This window comes from Exiguobacterium sp. s128 (assembly GCF_018618815.1).
Lineage (GTDB): Bacteria > Bacillota > Bacilli > Exiguobacteriales > Exiguobacteriaceae > Exiguobacterium_A > Exiguobacterium_A antarcticum.
Map to the genome: position 1 here is coordinate 1 of NZ_JACSMT010000010.1, position 19,216 is coordinate 19,216.

19 protein-coding genes are annotated in these 19,216 nt (G+C 45.8%); 16 read left to right on the plus strand and 3 right to left on the minus strand.

Annotated elements, in window-relative coordinates:
• Nucleotides 1-201: 201 nt before the first annotated feature.
• Nucleotides 202-1,086, plus strand: a complete 885-nt coding sequence (locus KNQ13_RS05870) for a PQQ-dependent sugar dehydrogenase (RefSeq protein ID WP_209548203.1) — start codon at nucleotides 202-204, stop codon at nucleotides 1,084-1,086.
• A gap of 189 nt (nucleotides 1,087-1,275) precedes the next feature.
• On the opposite strand, the gene KNQ13_RS05875 is transcribed toward KNQ13_RS05870, so the two are convergent.
• Nucleotides 1,276-1,479, minus strand: a complete 204-nt coding sequence (locus KNQ13_RS05875) for a YlaI family protein (protein WP_026829912.1) — start codon at nucleotides 1,477-1,479, stop codon at nucleotides 1,276-1,278.
• Between the two features lie 116 nt (nucleotides 1,480-1,595).
• Here KNQ13_RS05875 and KNQ13_RS05880 point away from each other — a divergent pair, with 116 nt between their 5' ends.
• Both KNQ13_RS05880 and KNQ13_RS05885 read left to right on the plus strand, forming a co-directional pair.
• Nucleotides 1,596-2,048: a PNPOx family protein gene (locus tag KNQ13_RS05880; protein ID WP_014970801.1), complete on the plus strand. Its 453-nt coding sequence runs from the start codon at nucleotides 1,596-1,598 to the stop codon at nucleotides 2,046-2,048.
• Between the two features lie 39 nt (nucleotides 2,049-2,087).
• Nucleotides 2,088-3,404: a PhoH family protein gene (locus KNQ13_RS05885; RefSeq protein WP_014970800.1), complete on the plus strand. Its 1,317-nt coding sequence runs from the start codon at nucleotides 2,088-2,090 to the stop codon at nucleotides 3,402-3,404.
• 66 nt (nucleotides 3,405-3,470) lie between these two features.
• Here KNQ13_RS05885 and KNQ13_RS05890 read toward each other — a convergent pair whose 3' ends face one another.
• Nucleotides 3,471-3,932 (minus strand): hypothetical protein, encoded by a 462-nt coding sequence (locus KNQ13_RS05890; protein WP_014970799.1) that lies wholly within the window; start codon nucleotides 3,930-3,932, stop codon nucleotides 3,471-3,473.
• Nucleotides 3,933-4,054: 122 nt separating this feature from the next.
• On the opposite strand from KNQ13_RS05890, the gene KNQ13_RS05895 reads away from it, so the two are divergent.
• The 4 genes from KNQ13_RS05895 to KNQ13_RS05910 all read left to right on the plus strand — a co-directional run bounded on the left by KNQ13_RS05895 (nucleotide 4,055) and on the right by KNQ13_RS05910 (nucleotide 10,560).
• Complete coding sequence (locus tag KNQ13_RS05895; protein WP_014970798.1) at nucleotides 4,055-4,333, plus strand: Fpa/YlaN family protein; 279 nt, start codon at nucleotides 4,055-4,057, stop codon at nucleotides 4,331-4,333.
• A gap of 70 nt (nucleotides 4,334-4,403) precedes the next feature.
• A complete protein-coding gene (locus tag KNQ13_RS05900) occupies nucleotides 4,404-5,675 on the plus strand; it encodes an FtsW/RodA/SpoVE family cell cycle protein (protein WP_014970797.1) in 1,272 nt (423 codons plus the stop codon).
• Nucleotides 5,668-9,102, plus strand: coding sequence for a pyruvate carboxylase (locus tag KNQ13_RS05905; protein ID WP_026829911.1), 3,435 nt, complete (start codon nucleotides 5,668-5,670; stop codon nucleotides 9,100-9,102). The genes KNQ13_RS05900 and KNQ13_RS05905 overlap by 8 nt, the downstream gene beginning before the upstream one ends.
• Nucleotides 9,103-9,204: 102 nt before the next feature.
• Entirely contained in the window at nucleotides 9,205-10,560 is a 1,356-nt protein-coding gene (locus KNQ13_RS05910; RefSeq protein ID WP_026829910.1) for a cryptochrome/photolyase family protein, read from the plus strand.
• A 51-nt stretch (nucleotides 10,561-10,611) separates the two neighbouring features.
• Here KNQ13_RS05910 and KNQ13_RS05915 read toward each other — a convergent pair whose 3' ends face one another.
• Nucleotides 10,612-11,505: a COX15/CtaA family protein gene (locus tag KNQ13_RS05915; protein WP_026829909.1), complete on the minus strand. Its 894-nt coding sequence runs from the start codon at nucleotides 11,503-11,505 to the stop codon at nucleotides 10,612-10,614.
• Between the two features lie 324 nt (nucleotides 11,506-11,829).
• On the opposite strand from KNQ13_RS05915, the gene cyoE reads away from it, so the two are divergent.
• The 9 genes from cyoE to KNQ13_RS05960 all read left to right on the plus strand — a co-directional run bounded on the left by cyoE (nucleotide 11,830) and on the right by KNQ13_RS05960 (nucleotide 19,119).
• Nucleotides 11,830-12,762 (plus strand): heme o synthase, encoded by a 933-nt coding sequence (cyoE, locus tag KNQ13_RS05920; protein WP_014970793.1) that lies wholly within the window; start codon nucleotides 11,830-11,832, stop codon nucleotides 12,760-12,762.
• 62 nt (nucleotides 12,763-12,824) lie between these two features.
• A complete protein-coding gene (gene coxB / locus KNQ13_RS05925) occupies nucleotides 12,825-13,856 on the plus strand; it encodes a cytochrome c oxidase subunit II (RefSeq protein ID WP_051004088.1) in 1,032 nt (343 codons plus the stop codon).
• Nucleotides 13,857-13,890: 34 nt separating this feature from the next.
• Complete coding sequence (gene ctaD / locus KNQ13_RS05930) at nucleotides 13,891-15,759, plus strand: cytochrome c oxidase subunit I (protein WP_026829907.1); 1,869 nt, start codon at nucleotides 13,891-13,893, stop codon at nucleotides 15,757-15,759.
• Between the two features lies 1 nt (nucleotide 15,760).
• The gene (locus tag KNQ13_RS05935) at nucleotides 15,761-16,390 is read left to right on the plus strand and encodes a cytochrome (ubi)quinol oxidase subunit III (RefSeq protein ID WP_014970790.1); all 630 of its coding nucleotides are present in this window, start codon (nucleotides 15,761-15,763) and stop codon (nucleotides 16,388-16,390) included.
• Between the two features lies 1 nt (nucleotide 16,391).
• Nucleotides 16,392-16,721, plus strand: a complete 330-nt coding sequence (locus tag KNQ13_RS05940) for a cytochrome C oxidase subunit IV family protein (RefSeq protein ID WP_026829905.1) — start codon at nucleotides 16,392-16,394, stop codon at nucleotides 16,719-16,721.
• A gap of 131 nt (nucleotides 16,722-16,852) precedes the next feature.
• The gene (ctaG, locus tag KNQ13_RS05945; RefSeq protein WP_034773976.1) at nucleotides 16,853-17,758 is read left to right on the plus strand and encodes a cytochrome c oxidase assembly factor CtaG; all 906 of its coding nucleotides are present in this window, start codon (nucleotides 16,853-16,855) and stop codon (nucleotides 17,756-17,758) included.
• Between the two features lie 18 nt (nucleotides 17,759-17,776).
• Nucleotides 17,777-18,238, plus strand: coding sequence for a DUF420 domain-containing protein (locus KNQ13_RS05950; RefSeq protein ID WP_014970787.1), 462 nt, complete (start codon nucleotides 17,777-17,779; stop codon nucleotides 18,236-18,238).
• A 12-nt stretch (nucleotides 18,239-18,250) separates the two neighbouring features.
• Entirely contained in the window at nucleotides 18,251-18,856 is a 606-nt protein-coding gene (locus KNQ13_RS05955; RefSeq protein WP_014970786.1) for an SCO family protein, read from the plus strand.
• Entirely contained in the window at nucleotides 18,853-19,119 is a 267-nt protein-coding gene (locus KNQ13_RS05960; RefSeq protein WP_282354011.1) for a hypothetical protein, read from the plus strand. The genes KNQ13_RS05955 and KNQ13_RS05960 overlap by 4 nt, the downstream gene beginning before the upstream one ends.
• Nucleotides 19,120-19,216: the final 97 nt, after the last annotated feature.

A 19,216-nucleotide genomic window follows, 5' to 3' on the forward strand; every position in this document is an offset into this window, starting at 1 on the left:
AAAAATTTAGATGTGGCCATAGAAAAAGCTCCCTTCAAAAGTAGACAGTTTTGTTATTTCAACTGTCTACTTTTGTGGGAGCATATCATTCTTCATGGAGACGGACTTTTTTTGTGTGAAATGAAGGGAAAGGTCATGCATGTTCAAATTCAGGAATAGTTTGCAAGCAGTTTGGGGAAAAAACAATAAGGGGGGATAAACATGAAAAACCGAATCTGGGGCATTCCATGCGGTCTCGCAGTCGTGTTAGCAGGATGCTCAGAGCCCGTAGAACAAGATTCATCATCGGTTCCAAAAACATCGGAATCGGTTAAGAGTGACGTCGTGTTCAAGGATTTACGTGCACCTTGGAATATCGAGAAAAATCAGGAAGTTTTTTATATCACAGAGCGCAACGGCGCCATCGTTAAAGGAACTAAAGATGATTATGTCCGCATGAACCTTGATTTAAAGGAACAGGTCGTTGCCGAGGGGGAAGGTGGATTGTTAGGGATGGCACTTGATCCGGACTTTACAGACAACCAGACGGCTTACATCTACCATACGTATGAGAAAAATGGATCACTTTTGAATAGAATCATTGCGATTGTCGAACAGGACGGCATCTGGAAAGAACAACGTGTGTTACTCGATGCGATTCCTGGAGCGTCAATCCATAATGGTGGGCGGATTGAAATCGGGCCGGATGGATTATTATACGTAACGGTCGGAGATGCAGCCGTTCCGGAAAATGCACAGAAGTTATCTTCTTTATCTGGCAAGATTTTACGGATGAAGTTGGATGGACGTGCTGCTTCAGGAAACTTACAAGACTACGTGTACAGTTACGGCCATCGAAATCCTCAAGGGTTGGTTTTTTTCAATCAGACGTTATATGCTACGGAACACGGACAGAGTGGACATGATGAAATCAACCGAATTGAATCCAAAAACTACGGTTGGCCGCTGATTGAGGGGACGGAGAAACAACAAGGACTCGTGACACCGTGGTATGAAGTCGGTGAACAGTCGGTCGCGCCAAGTGGGGTGGCTGAGTTGGGTGGGAAATTGTATTTTGGGACTCTTGTTGGTCAGAGTCTTCGTTGAATCGAGACGTCAACGGCTCAAGTAGAGCAAGTCGTATCGGATCGAGGGCGAATTCGGGACGTGATGACAGATGGGAAGCAGCTCTATTATGTGACGAATAATACAGATGGGCGAGGTAACCCATCAGACGGGGACGATGTCCTCATTCGTCTCGAACTGTAAAAAAGCTACTTTGATATACAAAGTAGCTTACCATCTTTTTTTCGTCGTCGGCCATGTAGGGTACAGCTTAAATTGACCTGTTTCTTGCCGAGCAAGGGTACGTTGTGTGACCCGCTCGTGGCATTCATCACATATGTAGATGCGGACTGGTTTGTTACGCAGCCTTTTTGCCGTAAAGGACCAGTCGTCGATGGTTTCTCGTTTATCACAAATTGTGCATTTGACACGCATTGGAGGTCCTCCTCTTTTTTTCTTAGTATATCATATTTGACAATTGTTCAAATTGAAAAAGGAAAGCGAACACGTGATATCGAATGTAATGAAATAAGGAAAGAGGGGATGGTAACATGGCAAACAAAGTGGAACATCGTCTGAGTGAAAAACAGATGGAAGCATTAACAGACCTGCCACTTGTGTTTTTAATTACGCATGATCAGTCAAAAAGCTGGCCGATTACACATGCCATCAGTTGGGTGTATGCCAAAGATGAAGCGACGATTCGCTTTGCGATTGAAGCCGATTCGCTGATTGTCAAAACGTTAACGGATCATCCCGTCTTTACACTCATTTTCTTTGCCGATCAATCCACCTACAGTCTAACCTGTACGGGTGTAACGGCATGGGAAACGACAGCACCTTTACCATTGAAGGTTGCACTATATGAAGGGCAAATCAAAGAGGTACGCGATATTTTATTTTACGGGGCAGCTGTTTCAGATCGACCGCGTGTGCATAAGACGTATGACGAGGCAGCGGCAATGCGGCTTGACCAACAAATCCAGACCATCTTAAAAGGATAACATTCATCAAAACTCGACTCTAAAGGAGCGAACGATGGAATGAAGAAAATATATGTGCTCGATACCAATGTCATGTTACATGATCCCTTGTCGCTGTTTCAATTCCAAGAACACGATGTCGTCATCCCGGCGATTGTTTTGGAGGAACTCGACGGAAAAAAACGAAATATGGATGAAGTGGGACGAAATGCACGTGAGACAGCACGAATTCTTGATCAACTCCGTGAAACGGGGCATTTGCATGCGGGCGTTCCGCTTGGGAATGGTGGGATTCTTCGCGTCGATATTGGCGATACAATCAGTGATGCTTCACCCTTTACCCATGATTCCAATGATAATAAGATTTTGGAGCTCGCCTGGTCCATTCATCGGGAGCAAAAAGAACAACAAAGTGGACGTGATGTCATCCTAGTCTCAAAAGATATCTTAGTCCGTGTCAAAGCGGATGCGTATGGGCTGGTGGCAGAAGACTATCTCACCGATCATATTGCGGACTTGACGGGACTTTACACCGGTTTTGTTGAGCTGGTCGTCGATCAGGAGTACATCGATGCATTTTATCAGGATAAACGCCTGTCGGTCGATGTCCTGCCGGAAAAAGTTCACCCGAATCAATTCGTCATTTTAAAAAGTAACATATCCAAAGCCTCTGCGATCGCCGTCGTCGACCAAGAGATGCCGGTCATTCGCGCCTTGTCGCTTGACGTCGATCAAGTGTGGGGCGTCATTCCGCGGAACGTGCAACAACGGATGGCGTTTGAGTTGTTGCTGCGGGATGACGTGCCGCTTGTGACCCTCGTCGGGAAGGCGGGAACCGGAAAAACGTTGCTTGCACTTGCTGCCGGTTTGTTACAAGTCGAAGATGAACATCGTTATAAAAAGTTGGTCGTTGCGCGGCCTGTCGTTCCGATGGGGAATGATATCGGGTATCTACCGGGTGAGATGGAAGAAAAACTTCGCCCATGGATGCAACCGATCTACGATAACTTGGAGCATCTGTTTAATACGAGTTCAGGTGACGAGTTAGGAAACATCCTTGCCGGCATGAAGTCGATTCAACTCGAAGCGTTGACGTATATCCGGGGTCGGAGCATGCCGGGACAATTCATCATCATCGACGAAGCGCAAAATTTGACGAAACACGAAGTGAAGACGATTTTGACACGCGTCGGTGAAAATTCGAAAATCGTACTTGTGGGAGATCCCCAACAGATTGATCATCCGTATCTCGATGAGTACTCGAATGGACTTTCCTACGCCGTTGAACGACTTAAAGATGAAAAAATGACGGGGCATGTCAAGCTCGTCAAAGGGGAACGGTCGAGTCTGGCGCGACTTGCAGCAGACCTTCTCTAGTCGGAAGAAACAAAACCGCTCTGGTTCCCTCTTCGTTTTCAGAAGGAAGCAGAGCGGTTTTTTGTTTTACAAGACGGTAATCCGTTCGATGGAACGAATCACGTGATTTTGATACAACAGATGGACGGGACCATCCGTCAACACTTTCCCGTCTTTTGAAAATTGTAGGTACAATTCTGGTAAAGTGCTTAAAGCGAGTTCAATCGTCTCGGCCCCTTCAAAACGAAGTGACGTCGCTCCGTCGAGTACTTCAGCATTCTGGATGAATGGGGCTAACGGCATCGCAAACGTACCACGTAAGGCGGCGTCTTTTTCTTCACGCGTCATCGGTTTATTGTGATCGGTCCGACTGCCTTCGGTAATTCCTTTATCCCAAGCAGCCCCCATCTTGGCATAATACGCTTCTTGTGCGTTATCGTCGATTGTTTTCCCAATCTGATTGACCTCAATCTTCCGTTCATCAAAGATCCAGACGGTTGGATCGATTGTGAGTGGATACCGTACGTTACCTGTTATCGGAAAAATCATCATTATTCCCCCTAAATGTATGAGTCGTGCAAATCCATTATACCGAAACGTTGAATTGTTGGCGAAAGTAAGGTAAAGTTTATCTATAACAGGAACGCGTCATTTGATGAGGAGGGATTGGATTGTCAACTGAAATCGGGACAGTTCATCGCCAGCGCGCTCTTGAGCTACTAGAAGCGGATGCCCATAAAATCCGCCGGTTGATCGAGGTCCAGCTTGCGAATTTAACGATGCCACAATGTCCTCTTTATGAGGAAGTATTGGATACACAAATGTTCGGATTGTCGCGTCAAATTGATTTTGCCGTTCGTCTCGAACTGATTGATGCGAGTGAAGGAAAACAGTTACTCGACTCATTAGAACAGCAATTATCTGATTTACATGATGCGGAGACGTGCTGATTTTCTACTCAAACGTGAAATGCGGCGTTTGGGTATTTTTTTTTAGAACTAGAAAAAGGACGTGTACATAATGCAATCGAAGTTTAAAGAAAGACGTGCGTTTTTTGACTATCGCTTGTTTTTTACGATGCTGATCCTCATGGCAATCAGTACGGTGATGGTCTACAGTGCTAGCGTATGGAATGGCGGCGACTACGCCAATACTTCATTTTTTGAAAAACAGTTGATGTTTGATGTCATGGCGATTGCACTTTTTTTGTTTGCAGCACATGTCAATCATGAAGTCTTTCGGGGTCCGATTTTTCGTTTGATGCTCTATCTCGTGACGTGGTCCTTACTCATGGCAACATTGTTTGCCACTCCGTTAAACGGTGCACGTGCGTGGTTGAATTTCGGGATTTTTCTAATCCAGCCGATTGAACTGTGTAAGTTTGTGCTGGTCATTGGACTAGCCAATTACTTTGATCAAAAACATAAAGGACAAATGAATGGAGTAGTGGGGATCGTCCATCATTTCATTCATCGACAAATGGCGCCTTCTTCATCGATAAAACGGATTTTACTCAGCTTTGCGGACTGGATCTTAATCCCGATGCTCGTGTTGCTAGCGCCCTATGCCATCATCATCCGGATGCAACCGGATGACGGGGGTCTGTTCATCCTGCTACTGATTACAGTGATGATCTGGTTTGCTGTTGGTTTACCAATCGGTTACCTGGCGTTAGCAGCTGTGGGTGGTCCGTTAGTTGGTTTATATGCTTGGAGTAATTTCTCGGCGAATCAGATGGAACGGATTCAAGCCATTTTTAATCCATTCCTTGATGCCGAGGGAAAAGGATACCAACTGATCAATTCGGTCATCTCGATTGCCCACGGTGGCTTCTTCGGAGTCGGATTAGGGAACAGCTTTCAAAAGTACGGCTATCTCCCAGAACCGGAGACCGACTACATCATGTCGATCATTTCAGAAGAAATGGGATTTGTTGGTGTGTTTGTTGTGCTTGGTTTATTGTTCTTTTTAATGTTCCAGGGAGTACGGATCGCCTATCAATCAGCATCGATTTATTCCAGCATGGTCGCTTTCGGGATTTCATCGATTATTTTCATTCAGACCTGTATCAACATCGGAGCAATGTCCGGTCTGTTTCCGGGAACCGGTGTCACGCTTCCATTCATTAGTTATGGCGGTTCGTCGCTACTTGTCATGAGTACGATGCTTGGTGTCGTAGCAAATATTTCGATGCAAAACAAGCACCGGATAGCGTATCATAAAGAAGTACAGGAAGCACGTAAGATGAGTGCTACGAGTTCGTTACCTAAAGGGGGAGCATCAGTTGACTAAAATCAAAAAGATTCTTGTCGCAAACCGCGGAGAAATCGCGATTCGGGTATTCCGTGCGGCAACCGAACTTGGGATTCGGACAGTCGCTATTTATTCACGAGAAGATATGGGATCGCTTCACCGATACAAAGCCGATGAGGCCTATCGAATTGGCGAAGGGAAAAAGCCGATTGAAGCCTATCTCGACATCGAAGGAATCATCGCCACTGCAAAAGAAGCAGCATGTGATGCGATTCATCCGGGTTATGGTTTTTTATCAGAAAATATTGAACTCGCAACACGTTGTCGCGAAGAGGGAATCATCTTCATTGGTCCTCGGGAAGAGCATCTCTATAGTTTTGGAGACAAGGTACGCGCACGCACGACGGCAATCGAGGCCGGTCTACCTGTCATACCCGGTACGGACGGCCCCATCACATCGATCGATGAAGCCTATGCCTTTGCGCAACAAGTTGGATATCCATTGATGGTCAAAGCGTCTCTTGGTGGTGGTGGACGAGGGATGCGTGTCGTCCGGACGGAAGAAGAACTACCAGAAATGATTGAACGCGCGAAATCAGAAGCCTTAAAAGCATTTGGCTCAGATGAGATTTATGTCGAAAAATTAATTGAACGTCCAAAACATATCGAAGTTCAGATCATCGGAGATGCCCACGGGAACATCGTCCACCTGTTCGAACGGGATTGTTCGGTTCAACGCCGTCACCAAAAAGTCGTTGAGGTCGCACCATGTGTTACGTTATCAGATGCAGGAAGAAAGAAGATTTGTGATGCTGCCGTCACACTGATGAAACATGTCGGATACGAAAATGCGGGAACGGTCGAATTTTTGGTCACGCAAGACGAATCGTTCTATTTTATCGAAGTCAACCCACGTGTGCAGGTCGAGCATACGATTACAGAAATGATTACCGGGATTGATATCGTTCAGACACAAATTCGAGTAGCAGAAGGCGAATCACTACATAGTGAATTAGTTGGCATTCCTGCTCAAGAAGATATTCAAATGCTTGGTTTTGCGATTCAAAGCCGGATTACATCGGAAGATCCGGAAAATGGATTTTTGCCGGATACAGGTAAAATTAAAGCCTACCGCTCACCGGGCGGTTTCGGTGTCCGACTAGATGGCGGAAATGCCTATGTCGGAGCGGAAATTTCACCTTATTATGACTCATTGCTCGTTAAGATCTCGACACACGGCTTAACGTACGATCAAGCCGTTGCGAAGATGAGCCGTAACTTAAGTGAATTCCGAATTCGCGGCATTAAAACAAATATTCCATTTTTAAGTAACGTCTTGAAGCACCATGCGTTTGTCAGCGGGGACTACAACACGTCCTTTATCGACGATACGAAGGAATTGTTCATCTTCCCGAAACGCCATGACCGCGGAACCAAGCTGTTGACGTATATCGGAGAAGTCTCCGTTAACGGATTCCCTGGAATCGGGAAGATTGAAAAGCCACTTGCCCGGGATGTCCGGATTCCAAAAGATTTGCCGGATGGTTATCAAGCAGGTGCAAAAGCGATTCTAGACGCGGAAGGACCGGCTGGTGTCATCCAGTGGTTGAAGACGCAAGAACACGTCTTGTTGACGGACACGACGTTCCGAGATGCCCATCAATCGTTACTCGCGACGCGGATGCGGACAAAAGACTTGGTCGCAATCGCCGAAGCAGAAGCCAAACTCTTACCGGAACTCTTTTCGGTCGAGGCATGGGGCGGGGCAACGTTTGATGTTGCGTACCGTTTCCTCTCGGAAGATCCGTGGGTTCGTTTGATGAAGTTACGCGAGAAGATGCCAAATGTCTTGATTCAGATGTTGTTACGTGGTGCCAACGCGGTCGGTTACAAAAATTATCCGGACAATGTCATTCATGCATTCGTTAAAGAAGCGGCACAAGCTGGTGTCGATGTCTTCCGGATCTTTGATAGTCTCAACAATCCGGAATCGATTCAGCTCGCGATTGATGCGGTATTGCCAACTGGAAAAATTGCGGAAGCAGCCGTCTGTTATACAGGTGACTTGTTTGATGCCAACCGTCCGAAATATCATTTGCCTTACTATGTCAAACTGGCGAAACAACTAGAAGCAAGTGGTGCGCACATCATCGCAATCAAGGATATGGCAGGTTTGCTGAAACCGGAAGCGGCATATGCGTTAGTATCCGCATTAAAAGACGCCGTTGACTTACCAATTCACCTCCATACACATGATGCGAGTGGAAACGGAATCTACACATATGCCCGTGCTGTTGATGCCGGTGTTGATATCGTCGATGTTGCTGCTTCAAGTATGGCGGGACTCACGAGTCAGCCGGCAGGAGGAAGCTTGATCCATGCCTTGAGTGGTCATAAACGCCAACCACTGGTCTCCGTTCAGAAATTTGAACAGATTTCTGACTACTGGCAGGATGTCAGACACTTGTACCAATCATTTGAACTCGATATGTTAGCGCCAAACCCGACTGTCTACGATCATGAAATGCCGGGTGGCCAGTACTCGAACTTACAACAACAGGCGAAAGCAGTCGGCTTAGCAGATCGTTGGTCAGAAGTAAAAACGATGTATGCGCGTGTCAACATGCTGTTTGGTGATATCGTCAAAGTCACCCCTTCCTCAAAAGTGGTCGGAGACATGGCCTTGTTCATGGTTCAACACCACCTGACGGAAGAGGACGTGCTGGAACGCGCCAGTAACTTAGATTTCCCTGATTCTGTCGTCGAATTGATGAAGGGTGAACTTGGAACACCACCGGACGGGTTCCCAAAACACGTTCAAGCCGCTATCTTAAAAGGGGTCGAACCGTTGACGGAGCGCCCGGGTAAGATGATGGAGCCGCTGAACTTCGATGCCATCAAACATGAACTGTTTGAAAAACTAGAGCGTCCAGTGACGGAGTTTGATGCACTTGCCTATGCGCTGTATCCAAAAGTTTTCCTGGATTACAGTTCGTACGTCGAACGGTATGGCGATATTTCGGTGCTCGATACAAGTACGTTCTTCCATGGTATGCGTTTAGGTGAAACGATTGAAGTGGAGATCGAGCGAGGAAAAACGCTTTATCTCAAACTGATTCAAGCCGGTCAACCCAATGATCATGGTGTCCGCATCATCTATTTCGAGATGAACGGTGTCCCACGCGAAGTGGAAGTGAAAGATATTAGCGTCAAAGAAAGTTCGTCAAGTCGTCCCAAAGCGGATCGAGCGAACCCGAAACAAATCGGTGCTTCGATGCCGGGTAGCGTCTTGAAAGTGCTTGTTGAACCAGGAACACGTGTCCGTAAAGGGGAACAATTACTTGTCACGGAAGCGATGAAAATGGAAACGACGATTCAAGCACCAGAAGACGGTGAAATCAAGGCCGTTCATGTCAAAGAAGGCGAAGCGATTGCGAGTCAGGATTTATTGATCGAATTCATCTGACACGTAGAGTGGACCATCATTAAATAGTCATGACGAGAAACAGGCGAAACGCATGGCGGATTGCCTGTTTTTCGTTCATTATCATGTTGGGGAGGGACGAATGTGAATATCATCTGTTGGATTCGGAGTGATTTTCGAATCGAGGATAACCATATGTTGGCGCAAGCCGCGCAATATCTTGAAGACAATCCGCAGGCAAACGTCGAGTTCGTGTTTTGGATAAATCCGGATTATATCGGAGAGTATGATGCCCGGCAACAGTATTTTTTTCAAGCACTCGAACAGTTTGCGAAGACATGTAAATCACATCGGATGCCGATTCGGTTTATCGAAGGAGACGAAAATGACTTCTTAGAAGCGACCGCGATGGCGGACCTTCTCTTGTTCAATGCAGAATACGTAGAACCGTTCAAGACACGAGATGATAACATCATAAAAAAACGAGGAGGCAAAAAAACGGAACGCTTACTTGATCGTCATCTGCTTCACCCCCATGCCGTCAAGAAAAATGACGGCTCCTATTATAAAGTATTCACCCCCTATAAAAATGCATTCCTTAAAAAAGAGTTGCCGGTCCCCTATTCGGTCAATCTAACATGTTTGCAAGAACGTTATCAGACACGCCGGCAAAATAATACGTTCATGGTGGAATATTTCAAACAAGCTGGGTCGGACGTAGCGTTTAAACCGGGCGAAGAGCAGGCGAAGAAACGGCTTGATCAGTTCCTTCAAACAAGTCTGGCATCGTATGAAGAGCAACGTGATGTTCCGTCAATCGATGGTACGAGTTTAATGTCACGTTATTTGCGGACAGGGGAAATCGGTATCCGGACGATTTTTGAGGCGGTTAGTCAGAAGGAAGACTCGAAGGGGAAACAAACTTATATCACGGAGCTGATTTGGCGGGAATTTTATTATACGATTCTGTTGCATTATCCAGAAGCCAAACGTTTGCCGGTCAATGAACAGTATACGAACATCGAGTGGGAAGAGGACGAAAAAGGATTTCAAGCTTGGTGTGAAGGGAAAACCGGGTATCCAATCGTTGATGCTGCAATGCGGCAACTGAACACGACAGGGTGGATGCATAACCGACTCCGTATGATCGTCGCCTCATTTTTGACGAAGGATTTGCTGATTGATTGGCAAAAAGGAGAACGTTACTTTCAGCAAAAGTTAGTCGATTATGAAGCAGCATCGAATATTGGCGGGTGGCAGTGGGCAGCGTCGGTCGGAACGGATGCCGTTCCATACTTCCGCGTCTTTAATCCGACGACCCAATCGAAGAAATTTGATAAGGACGGAACGTTTGTTCGTCAATACGTACCGGAAATCAAAGAATTATCAAACAAGTACATTCATGAACCGACGGACCAACAGCGACAAGATCATGCGTACCCCATGCCGATCGTGGATCATGACATGGCACGAAAACGAGCGATTACCCGCTTTAAATAAAAAAGCATTCCGAGTGATGTCGGAATGCTTTTTAGCGGGTTGAATATCCGGTCAGTGTAACCGGGAATTTGCTTTTCGGGTCCGAAAAGCATGATACGCAAGATACGAGATGACCCCGAAGTAACACGTGATCAAGAAGGCGTGTAACAACGGGACATATGTCGCATGCCCGCCTAAGACGATCCAGGCGCCAGTAGCGACCTGGCAAGAAATGAAGAACGTCGCAAACAACATGCCAGTGCGGGTCGTCCGGTGTTTGAGACGAATCGCCATGTAATGGACGAACAACGTATAGAAGAACAGCAGTCCGGCTAAAATACGGTGAATCATCTGCACCCATGCTTCAAACGTCATCGAGGGTTGCGAACAGATGGGCCAGCCGACACAGGCGTATGTCGCTCCGACGTGGCGCACGAATGCGCCGGTATAGACGACGATCAACGTATAAATCAGGAGACCATAAAGCAGTTTACGCAAGAATGCTGGGACCGATTCCCTGAATTCTCGACCCGGACGCTCCATGATCAGTATCGTTAAGATAAGTAAGGAAGCAAAGGATATCAAAGAAATTCCGAAATGCAACGCCATGACGAGATCCGACTGTTGCCAGACGACTGCTCCTGCCCCTACGATGGATTGAATCAACATGAAAATAAAGGCGAGGAAAGCAAAAATCTTTATATCGAGACGCTCTTTGAATGCAACGAGTGTCCAAAGACATAATGCAATGATCAGTAATCCAACAACACCTGTCACGGCCCGATGACTATACTCGATCATTGTTTCTACACTCGGGTTGGTCGGAATCAGTTCGCCGTGACAAAGCGGCCAGTCCGTTCCGCATCCATTCCCTGAATCTGTTTTCGTGACTGTTCCGCCCATGAGTAAAACGATCATCATCGTGAATGTGACAAATGCTGAAAAAATCGAAAGTTTTCGATTCAAGACGCAGACACCACCTTTCTGGAAAAATACAAGATACTTGAAATACCTAGCAATAGTATCGCATAAAAAATATCGAAACGCTTGCAATCTTTTAGAACAACGCTATTCTAATATTAGGTAAATATGGTGAACTGTGAGGTAAATCACATAGATTTCACATTTTGTTCATTATGTCGAAAGTATTTTCATACGTCATGCCCGTGAATATGTGGTATCTTTTATAGAGAAAAGGGCGTTTCGTGGCGTGTCTGTGTTATTTCTGTGAAGAAAATACGTGAATCATACGTGCAGAAAGAACAGAGGCGGTTAGAAGGAGGAAACAACATGGCGAAAGTAAACGGGGAGACCCTTGATATCATGATCGAACAAACCGATCAGCCGACATTCAAGGACTACGTCACCCTAGCAAAGATGGGGATCGTCCGGGCGAATCTCATCACAGTCTTCGCAGGTTATGTCATAGCAGCATCTTATTTAACGGATGATGTTCTACTGTACCTGTGGCAGACGAAGTTGACCTTATTGTGGACACTTCTCGGAAGTGGACTGGTCATTGCCGGTAGTTGTTATCTCAACAACTACATTGATCGCGATATCGATTACAAGATGGAGCGGACGATGGGAAGACCGAGCGTGACCGGTAAGATGGATGGGCAACGTATATTGGCATTAGGACTGGGCATACTGGCTACCGGTACCGTTCTTTTGCTCATCGTTAACCATGTCGCGGCAGTCTTCGGACTGATTGGATCCTTTGTCTATGTCGTCATCTACACGATGTGGTTAAAACGGACCCATACGATCAATACGGTCGTAGGTGGTATTTCAGGAGCAGTGCCACCGATCATTGGATTTGCGGCAGTCACTCCGACACTTCACATCGATGCATGGATTTTATTTCTCATCATGTTTGTCTGGCAACCGCCTCATTTCCTTGCACTCGCCATGAGACGGACGGAAGAATACCGGGCTGCCGGCATTCCGATGTTACCTGTCGTCAATGGTTTTGCAATCACGAAACGGCAAATTGTATGGTGGATTGCAGTCTTGCTTCCATCATCACTCCTCTTGGCACATTACGGCATCATTTATGTGCTTGTCATGGCAGTGCTCGGTGGATACTGGCTCTATATGGGACTGCAAGGTCTCAAGATCAAAGAAGAACAAGCTGAGATTAAATGGGCTTCGAAGATGTTTTTCTTCTCGCTCTTTTACTTCACGGCTTGGATCGTGACGGTCGTACTCGTTTCTCTCTAAAACGATTTGACATATTCACGTACACCATTACGTAAGAAAAAATTGGGGAAAAGAAAGTGGGGATGGTTGTGAAAAAATCAGGAAAAATGCTCTTCCGGCTTCTTCCGATCGGTTTGATGGCATTATTGTTATCAGGTTGTGGAATTCCGGAATTGTCCGCACTACAACCTCGCGGGGAAGGTGCACAAATGCAACTTGAGATCATTAAGCTTAGCTTATGGGTCATGTTGTTTGTCCTTGCGATCGTAGCGGTCATCTATATTTACGTACTTATGAAATTCCGTCGTAAAGCTGGAGACAACACTGTTCCGAAACAGGTGGAAGGAAATCATACACTTGAAATCATCTGGACGGTCATTCCGATTCTTTTGTTAGTCGTGCTTGCTGTACCGACAATCAAAACGACGGTTGAATTAGCAGATGCAAAAGAAGCGAAAAAGAATGAAATCATCAACGTTACTGCAAACCTCTACTGGTGGGAGTTCGAATATCCAGACAAAGGTGTTTCGACTGGACAAGAGCTTGTCATTCCCGTTGGAAAACGTGTTGCTGTCAACTTGACATCAAAAGACGTCATCCACTCATTCTGGGTGCCTGCACTTTCAGGTAAAACAGATACAAACCCAGGTCTTGAAAACGAGATGTGGTTACAAGCACAAGAAGCCGGTACCTACTACGGGAAATGTGCGGAACTTTGTGGACCGTCACACGCATTGATGGACTTTAAAGTCATCGCGCTTGAGCAGGATGACTACGACGCATGGCTCAAAGACATGAAGTCGGCAAAAGAAGCAGAAACAAAACAACTTGATGCGAAAAACGAAAAAAACTGGACGACAGGCGAGCAAGTGTACGCACAAAATTGTCTCAGCTGTCACGGTGGCGGGAAAGTCGCGCCAAGCTTAACAAACTTTGGTGATCGTCAACGTATCGCAGGATACCTCGACCACGACAAAGAAAATCTCGAAAAATGGATTCGCGATCCACAAAAAGAAAAACAAGGGACAAAAATGCCTGGTTTCTCTGAAGAACAGATTAGCGATGAAGACTTAAGCGAACTTGCAGACTATCTATTGGACAAGAAGCTCCAATAATATTTAAGGGGGAATCATAGTGGGGACACATACTATGGGTATGCCGAAGAAAAAAAGCGGCATCATGGACTGGCTAACGACAGTCGACCATAAAAAAATTGGGATTCTCTACATCATGTCCGGATTGTTTTTCCTTCTGGTTGGTGGCGTAGAAGCCTTAATGATTCGTTTTCAGCTGATTAAACCGATGAACGATTTCGTCAGCGGTGAGTTATTTAACCAGTTGATCACGATGCACGGTACGACGATGATCTTCCTGGCAGCGATGCCGATGTTGATCGGATACATGAACGCAGCTGTACCATTACAAATCGGGGCGCGCGACGTCGCCTTCCCGTTCTTGAATGCACTTGGTTTTTGGTTGTTCTTCTTCGGGGGAGTATTACTGAACCTATCTTGGTTCTTCGGCGCAGCACCAAACGCAGGATGGACTGCGTATGCGCCACTTTCAACGGTTCCAGAATCACTTGGTGTTGACTTCTACGCACTTGGGTTACAGATTTCTGGTTTCGGTACACTCATGGGGGGGATCAACTTCCTCGTCACGATTTTAAACATGCGTGCACCAGGTATGAAACTGATGCGGATGCCGTTGTTCACTTGGACAGCATTCGTTGCTTCTGCCTTGATCGTTTTCGCATTCCCACCACTTACGGTCGGTCTGTTCTTGCTGACGTTTGAACGTTTGTTCGGAGCACATTTCTTCGATCCGGCAGCGGGTGGTAATATCGTCATCTGGGAACACCTTTTCTGGATTTTCGGTCACCCGGAAGTATATATCTTGATCTTACCGGCATTTGGTATCTTCTCAGAAATCATTCCTACCTTTGCCCGTAAACGTCTCTTCGGTTACACGACGATGGTCTTTGCGACAATGTTGATCGGGTTCTTAGGATTCATGGTTTGGGTTCACCATATGTTTACTGTTGGACTTGGTCCTGTTGCAAACGCGATCTTCGCAGTTGCGACAATGGCAATCGCTGTTCCGACCGGGGTTAAGATCTTTAACTGGCTCTTTACGCTGTGGGGCGGGAAATTGACGTTCCCTGTTGCGATGCTGTATTCGGTTGCCTTCATTCCATCGTTCCTCGTGGGTGGTATGACAGGGGTCATGCTTTCAGTTGCTCCTGCCGATTATCAGTACCACGACAGTTACTTCGTCGTTGCCCACTTCCACTATGTTATCGTTGGTGGGGTTGTCTTCGGTCTCTTCGCCGGTCTCTACTACTGGTTCCCACTCATGTTCGGGAAACAGCTGAACGAGTTCTGGGGTAAGATTCAATTCTGGTTGTTCTTCATCGGCTTCCACTTGACGTTCTTCCCGCAACACATTCTTGGTCTGACTGGGATGCCACGTCGTGTCTTCACGTACTTGCCAAACCAAGGCTGGGAAACGATGAACTTGCTGTCATCAATCGGGGCAGGATTCATGGGTGTCTCGACAATCGTATTAGTCGTTTCGATTGTAGCAGCACTGATGTCAAAAGAATATGTCAAACGCGACGTATGGGGAGATGGACGGACACTTGAGTGGACGCTTCCGGTACCGACGCCAGAATATAACTTTGCTCAAACACCACTCGTTAAAGGGTTAGATACGTACTGGCTCGAAAAAATGGCGGGAAACAAAACCGTTTCTGTTTCGGAAGAAGTCGGTGATATTCATATGCCGAACAACACGATTCTGCCGTTCGTCATGTCTGTTGGTCTGTTCCTTGCAGGTCTTGGATTCATTCTTCGCCTGGACTACGGAACAGTTGGTCTCGTCGTTGCCTTGATCGGTCTCGCTACGACACTCGTTGCGATGTTCCTCCGGTCATGGATTGATGATGAAGGATACTACATCCCGAAATCAGTCATCGAAGAAGATCTACGCCTTGAAGCTGAAAAGGAGGCGAAGTAAGATGGGACATCATTCAGTTCCAAATAACCCGATTACGGGTATTCCGGATCATGTTGAAAAAGCAACACTTGAGGGTAAGAATAAATATGTAGCCTTCTGGTTCTTCCTTGGAGGAGAAACGACATTGTTCGCTTCTCTCTTCGGAACGTACATCGGGTTGCATAACTCGGGTGCCAAAGAAGGATTACGCAGTTATGATATTTTTGAAATGGGTCTTGTCTTCATCATGACAATGCTCCTCCTCACAAGTTCACTGACAAGTGTCCTTGCGATGATGGCGATGAAACGTAATGATGTGAAAAAGATGAAGATGTGGTTGATCATCACACTTGCTCTTGGCTTAGCGTTCTTAGCAGGTGAGATTTATGAGTTTAATCATTACTACCACATCGGTCATACATTTACGTCGAGTGCATTTGGATCGGCCTTCTACACGTTGGTCGGTTTCCACGGAGCGCACGTTCTGTTTGGTCTCCTTTGGATCACGACGTTGCTCGTCCGTAACTGGAACCGCGGCATCACAGTTGTCAATGCACCGAAATTTTATGTTTCAAGTCTTTACTGGCACTTCATTGACGTCGTCTGGGTCTTTATCTTCTCAGTCGTCTACCTCATGGGGATGGTGAAATAAGATGGAAAAACACGAACCGCAACTGACACGTAATCAGATCGAACTCGAGATGAAAGCAGATCGCAGCCGCGAGATGCAACTTCAATTGACAAGTTTTGCTTTGATGATTTTCCTCACACTGATCGCCTTTGGTGCGGTCATGGCAGAGCTCATGCCTCACTGGGCAGCCGGTGGATTCCTGATCATCATGGCAATCGTACAAGTGTACCTCCAACTTTATATGTTCATGCACATGAACAATAAAGGGAACACATGGATTAAAGTCATGATGGCACTTGGGATCTTCGTCGCCTTGACGATTGTCGCGACACTCCGTCTTTTAATCTGGTAATAAATTGTGACCATTCTGCTAACGTTTAGCAGGATGGTCTTTTATTTTAGAATCGTTTTATGAGAAACCTTTACAATGAAATAGGGGAACGGTAATCTTAATCTGTAGGAAAAAGGAACGGGGTGAGAAACATGTTAGGCAACTTAAGGGGATCTTTATCACAATTTGACTGGACGGTTTTATGGAGTCCGTATTATGCGTTACTTTTGATTGGAATATATGTGTTTTATGCGGTCGTGACCGAAAAAATCCGCCGGCCGGATGAAGCGGAAACGACACTCGGGCAAAAATTTTCAATGCTTGCTGCCTTGTTTGTTTACTATATCGGTTTTGGGAGTCCGCTTGATGTAATGGCGCACATCACTTTTTCGGCCCATATGCTACAGATGGTATTCGTCTACATGGTGGCACCGCCATTATTGATGCTTGCCATTCCAGGATGGGTCTTCAAACGGTTATTTGCGTTACCTTATATCGGTCGCACACTACGCTTCTTCATTTTGCCGTTGATTGCACTGATTTTATTTAATTCCTTGTTTACGTTTTACCATATGCCGTTCATCTTTGATTATGTGTTGACGAACTATACCGTTCACCGGGTTTTCCATGGAACGTTGATTTTCCTCAGCATGACGATGTGGTATCCGATTATCGCACCGGTCAACGAAGAAGACAGCTTATCGGATTTAAAGAAGATGGTGTATATCGTCGCGAACGGTGTGTTATTGACACCGGCATGTGCGTTCATGATCTTTAGCCAAAGTTTCCAGTATGACGCCTACCAAGATCCGGCAACTTTTGCGAAAGTCCTTGCCTACTGTATGCCGAATAATGATGTGAGTGGTCTGAACATGGAACGCTTGTTTGGAACGACCAACGACCTGCTAGAAGATCAACGATTTGGTGGTGTCTTGATGAAACTTGGACAAGAGTTGGTGTATGGTCTGTTCTTCGGACTCACATTCTTTACATGGGTGAGACGTTCTAAAAGTACTGCTGTCGATGAAGGCATGTCCTTCTCGCCAAAAGCGGATTAAATTGGAGGAAGTTGAAACATGAGTTATTTGCCGTTGATTTGTGTCACATTAATTGTCATCAGTGCGATTTTTGTAGCGATTGGGTGGTTCTTGATTGCCCAGACACGTCGGAACATGAAAGCACACCAATTCGTGATGACGATTGCTGCTGCACTAGCTTTGTTATTTTTCATCATGTATGCGTTACGGACGATCCTTCTAGGCAATACAGCCTTTGGTGGACCGGACACGATTAAACCGTATTACACAGGATTTTTAATTTTCCATATCCTCCTCGCGACATCGGGTGGAGTACTTGGATTAATGGCTCTCTTTTTTGCATATAAGAAAAACTTTACGAAACACCGTAAGATTGGTCCAAAAGCGTCCGTGATTTGGTTTTTGACGGCGATTACGGGTGTGATCGTCTATTGTCTGCTGTATGTCGTATATGAACCAGGGGAGACGACGAACGTGTTCCGGGCGATTTGGAATCATTAAGGGGGTAACGACTTGAAAAAAAACAGTTATTTAACTGTGGCAGCAGTCGTCTTGATTTTGATTGCTGCGGCGGGCGGGTATTATTATTTTTTCATGAAAGAGAAGCTACCTGTCATTGCTGAACCGACTCCATTTGAACTGACGAATGCCGTCGATGGAAAACAATTTAATTCCGAAGATGGAAAAGTAAAGGTCTTGACGTTTTTTTATTCCAACTGTCCGGATATTTGTCCGCTGACACTGAATGACTACCGAAAATTAGAAAAACAGTTACGAGCAGAAGAACTGTATGGAACGGATGTCGAACTCGTTGCTGTGACAGTGGATCCCAAAGTGGATACACCAAAAGTCTTGAAGAAGTATGCGTCTAATTTTGAGGCGAACGAAGAAGGATGGAAAGTCTTGACAGGAGATGATGTCGTCATCGATCGTCTGACACGTCAATTGAACTTCTACTATTCAAAAGCAGAGAGTGGTTTAGTGACGCACGGAACACAAATGTTCATTCTCGATCGGGACAATAAAGTACGTGCCATTTCATCCATGGCAAAGACTCCAGATGAACCGGTCGACTTAGAGGAAGTTATGACATCGGTCAAACAACTTGCGAAGGAGTGAATACCTTGAGCGAACGTTATGGAGTACAAGGCGAAGTGACTGTTTCGGTCCAAGCGATTGAAGAGTTATTACTATGTACCGTCATTGATTTCGGGGCAACCGTCATTCGGATTAAACGTTTATCTGGAGATGCGATTGCTTTTAGTATGAAAGTCCATGTCGAGGAGAAACAACTCGCTGCATTGTACCAACACTTGCGTGAACAGGTAAACCTGCAGTTAGGTGAAGAGGTATTGGATTATTTACAGTTGATTGCAAAATGATAGAAGTGATGACGTTTCCGGAACATCGGGAACGTCTTTTTTTGTAAAAGGATTAAAAAAAGAACCAAAGTCACATGACGTGAACTTTGGTTCGTTA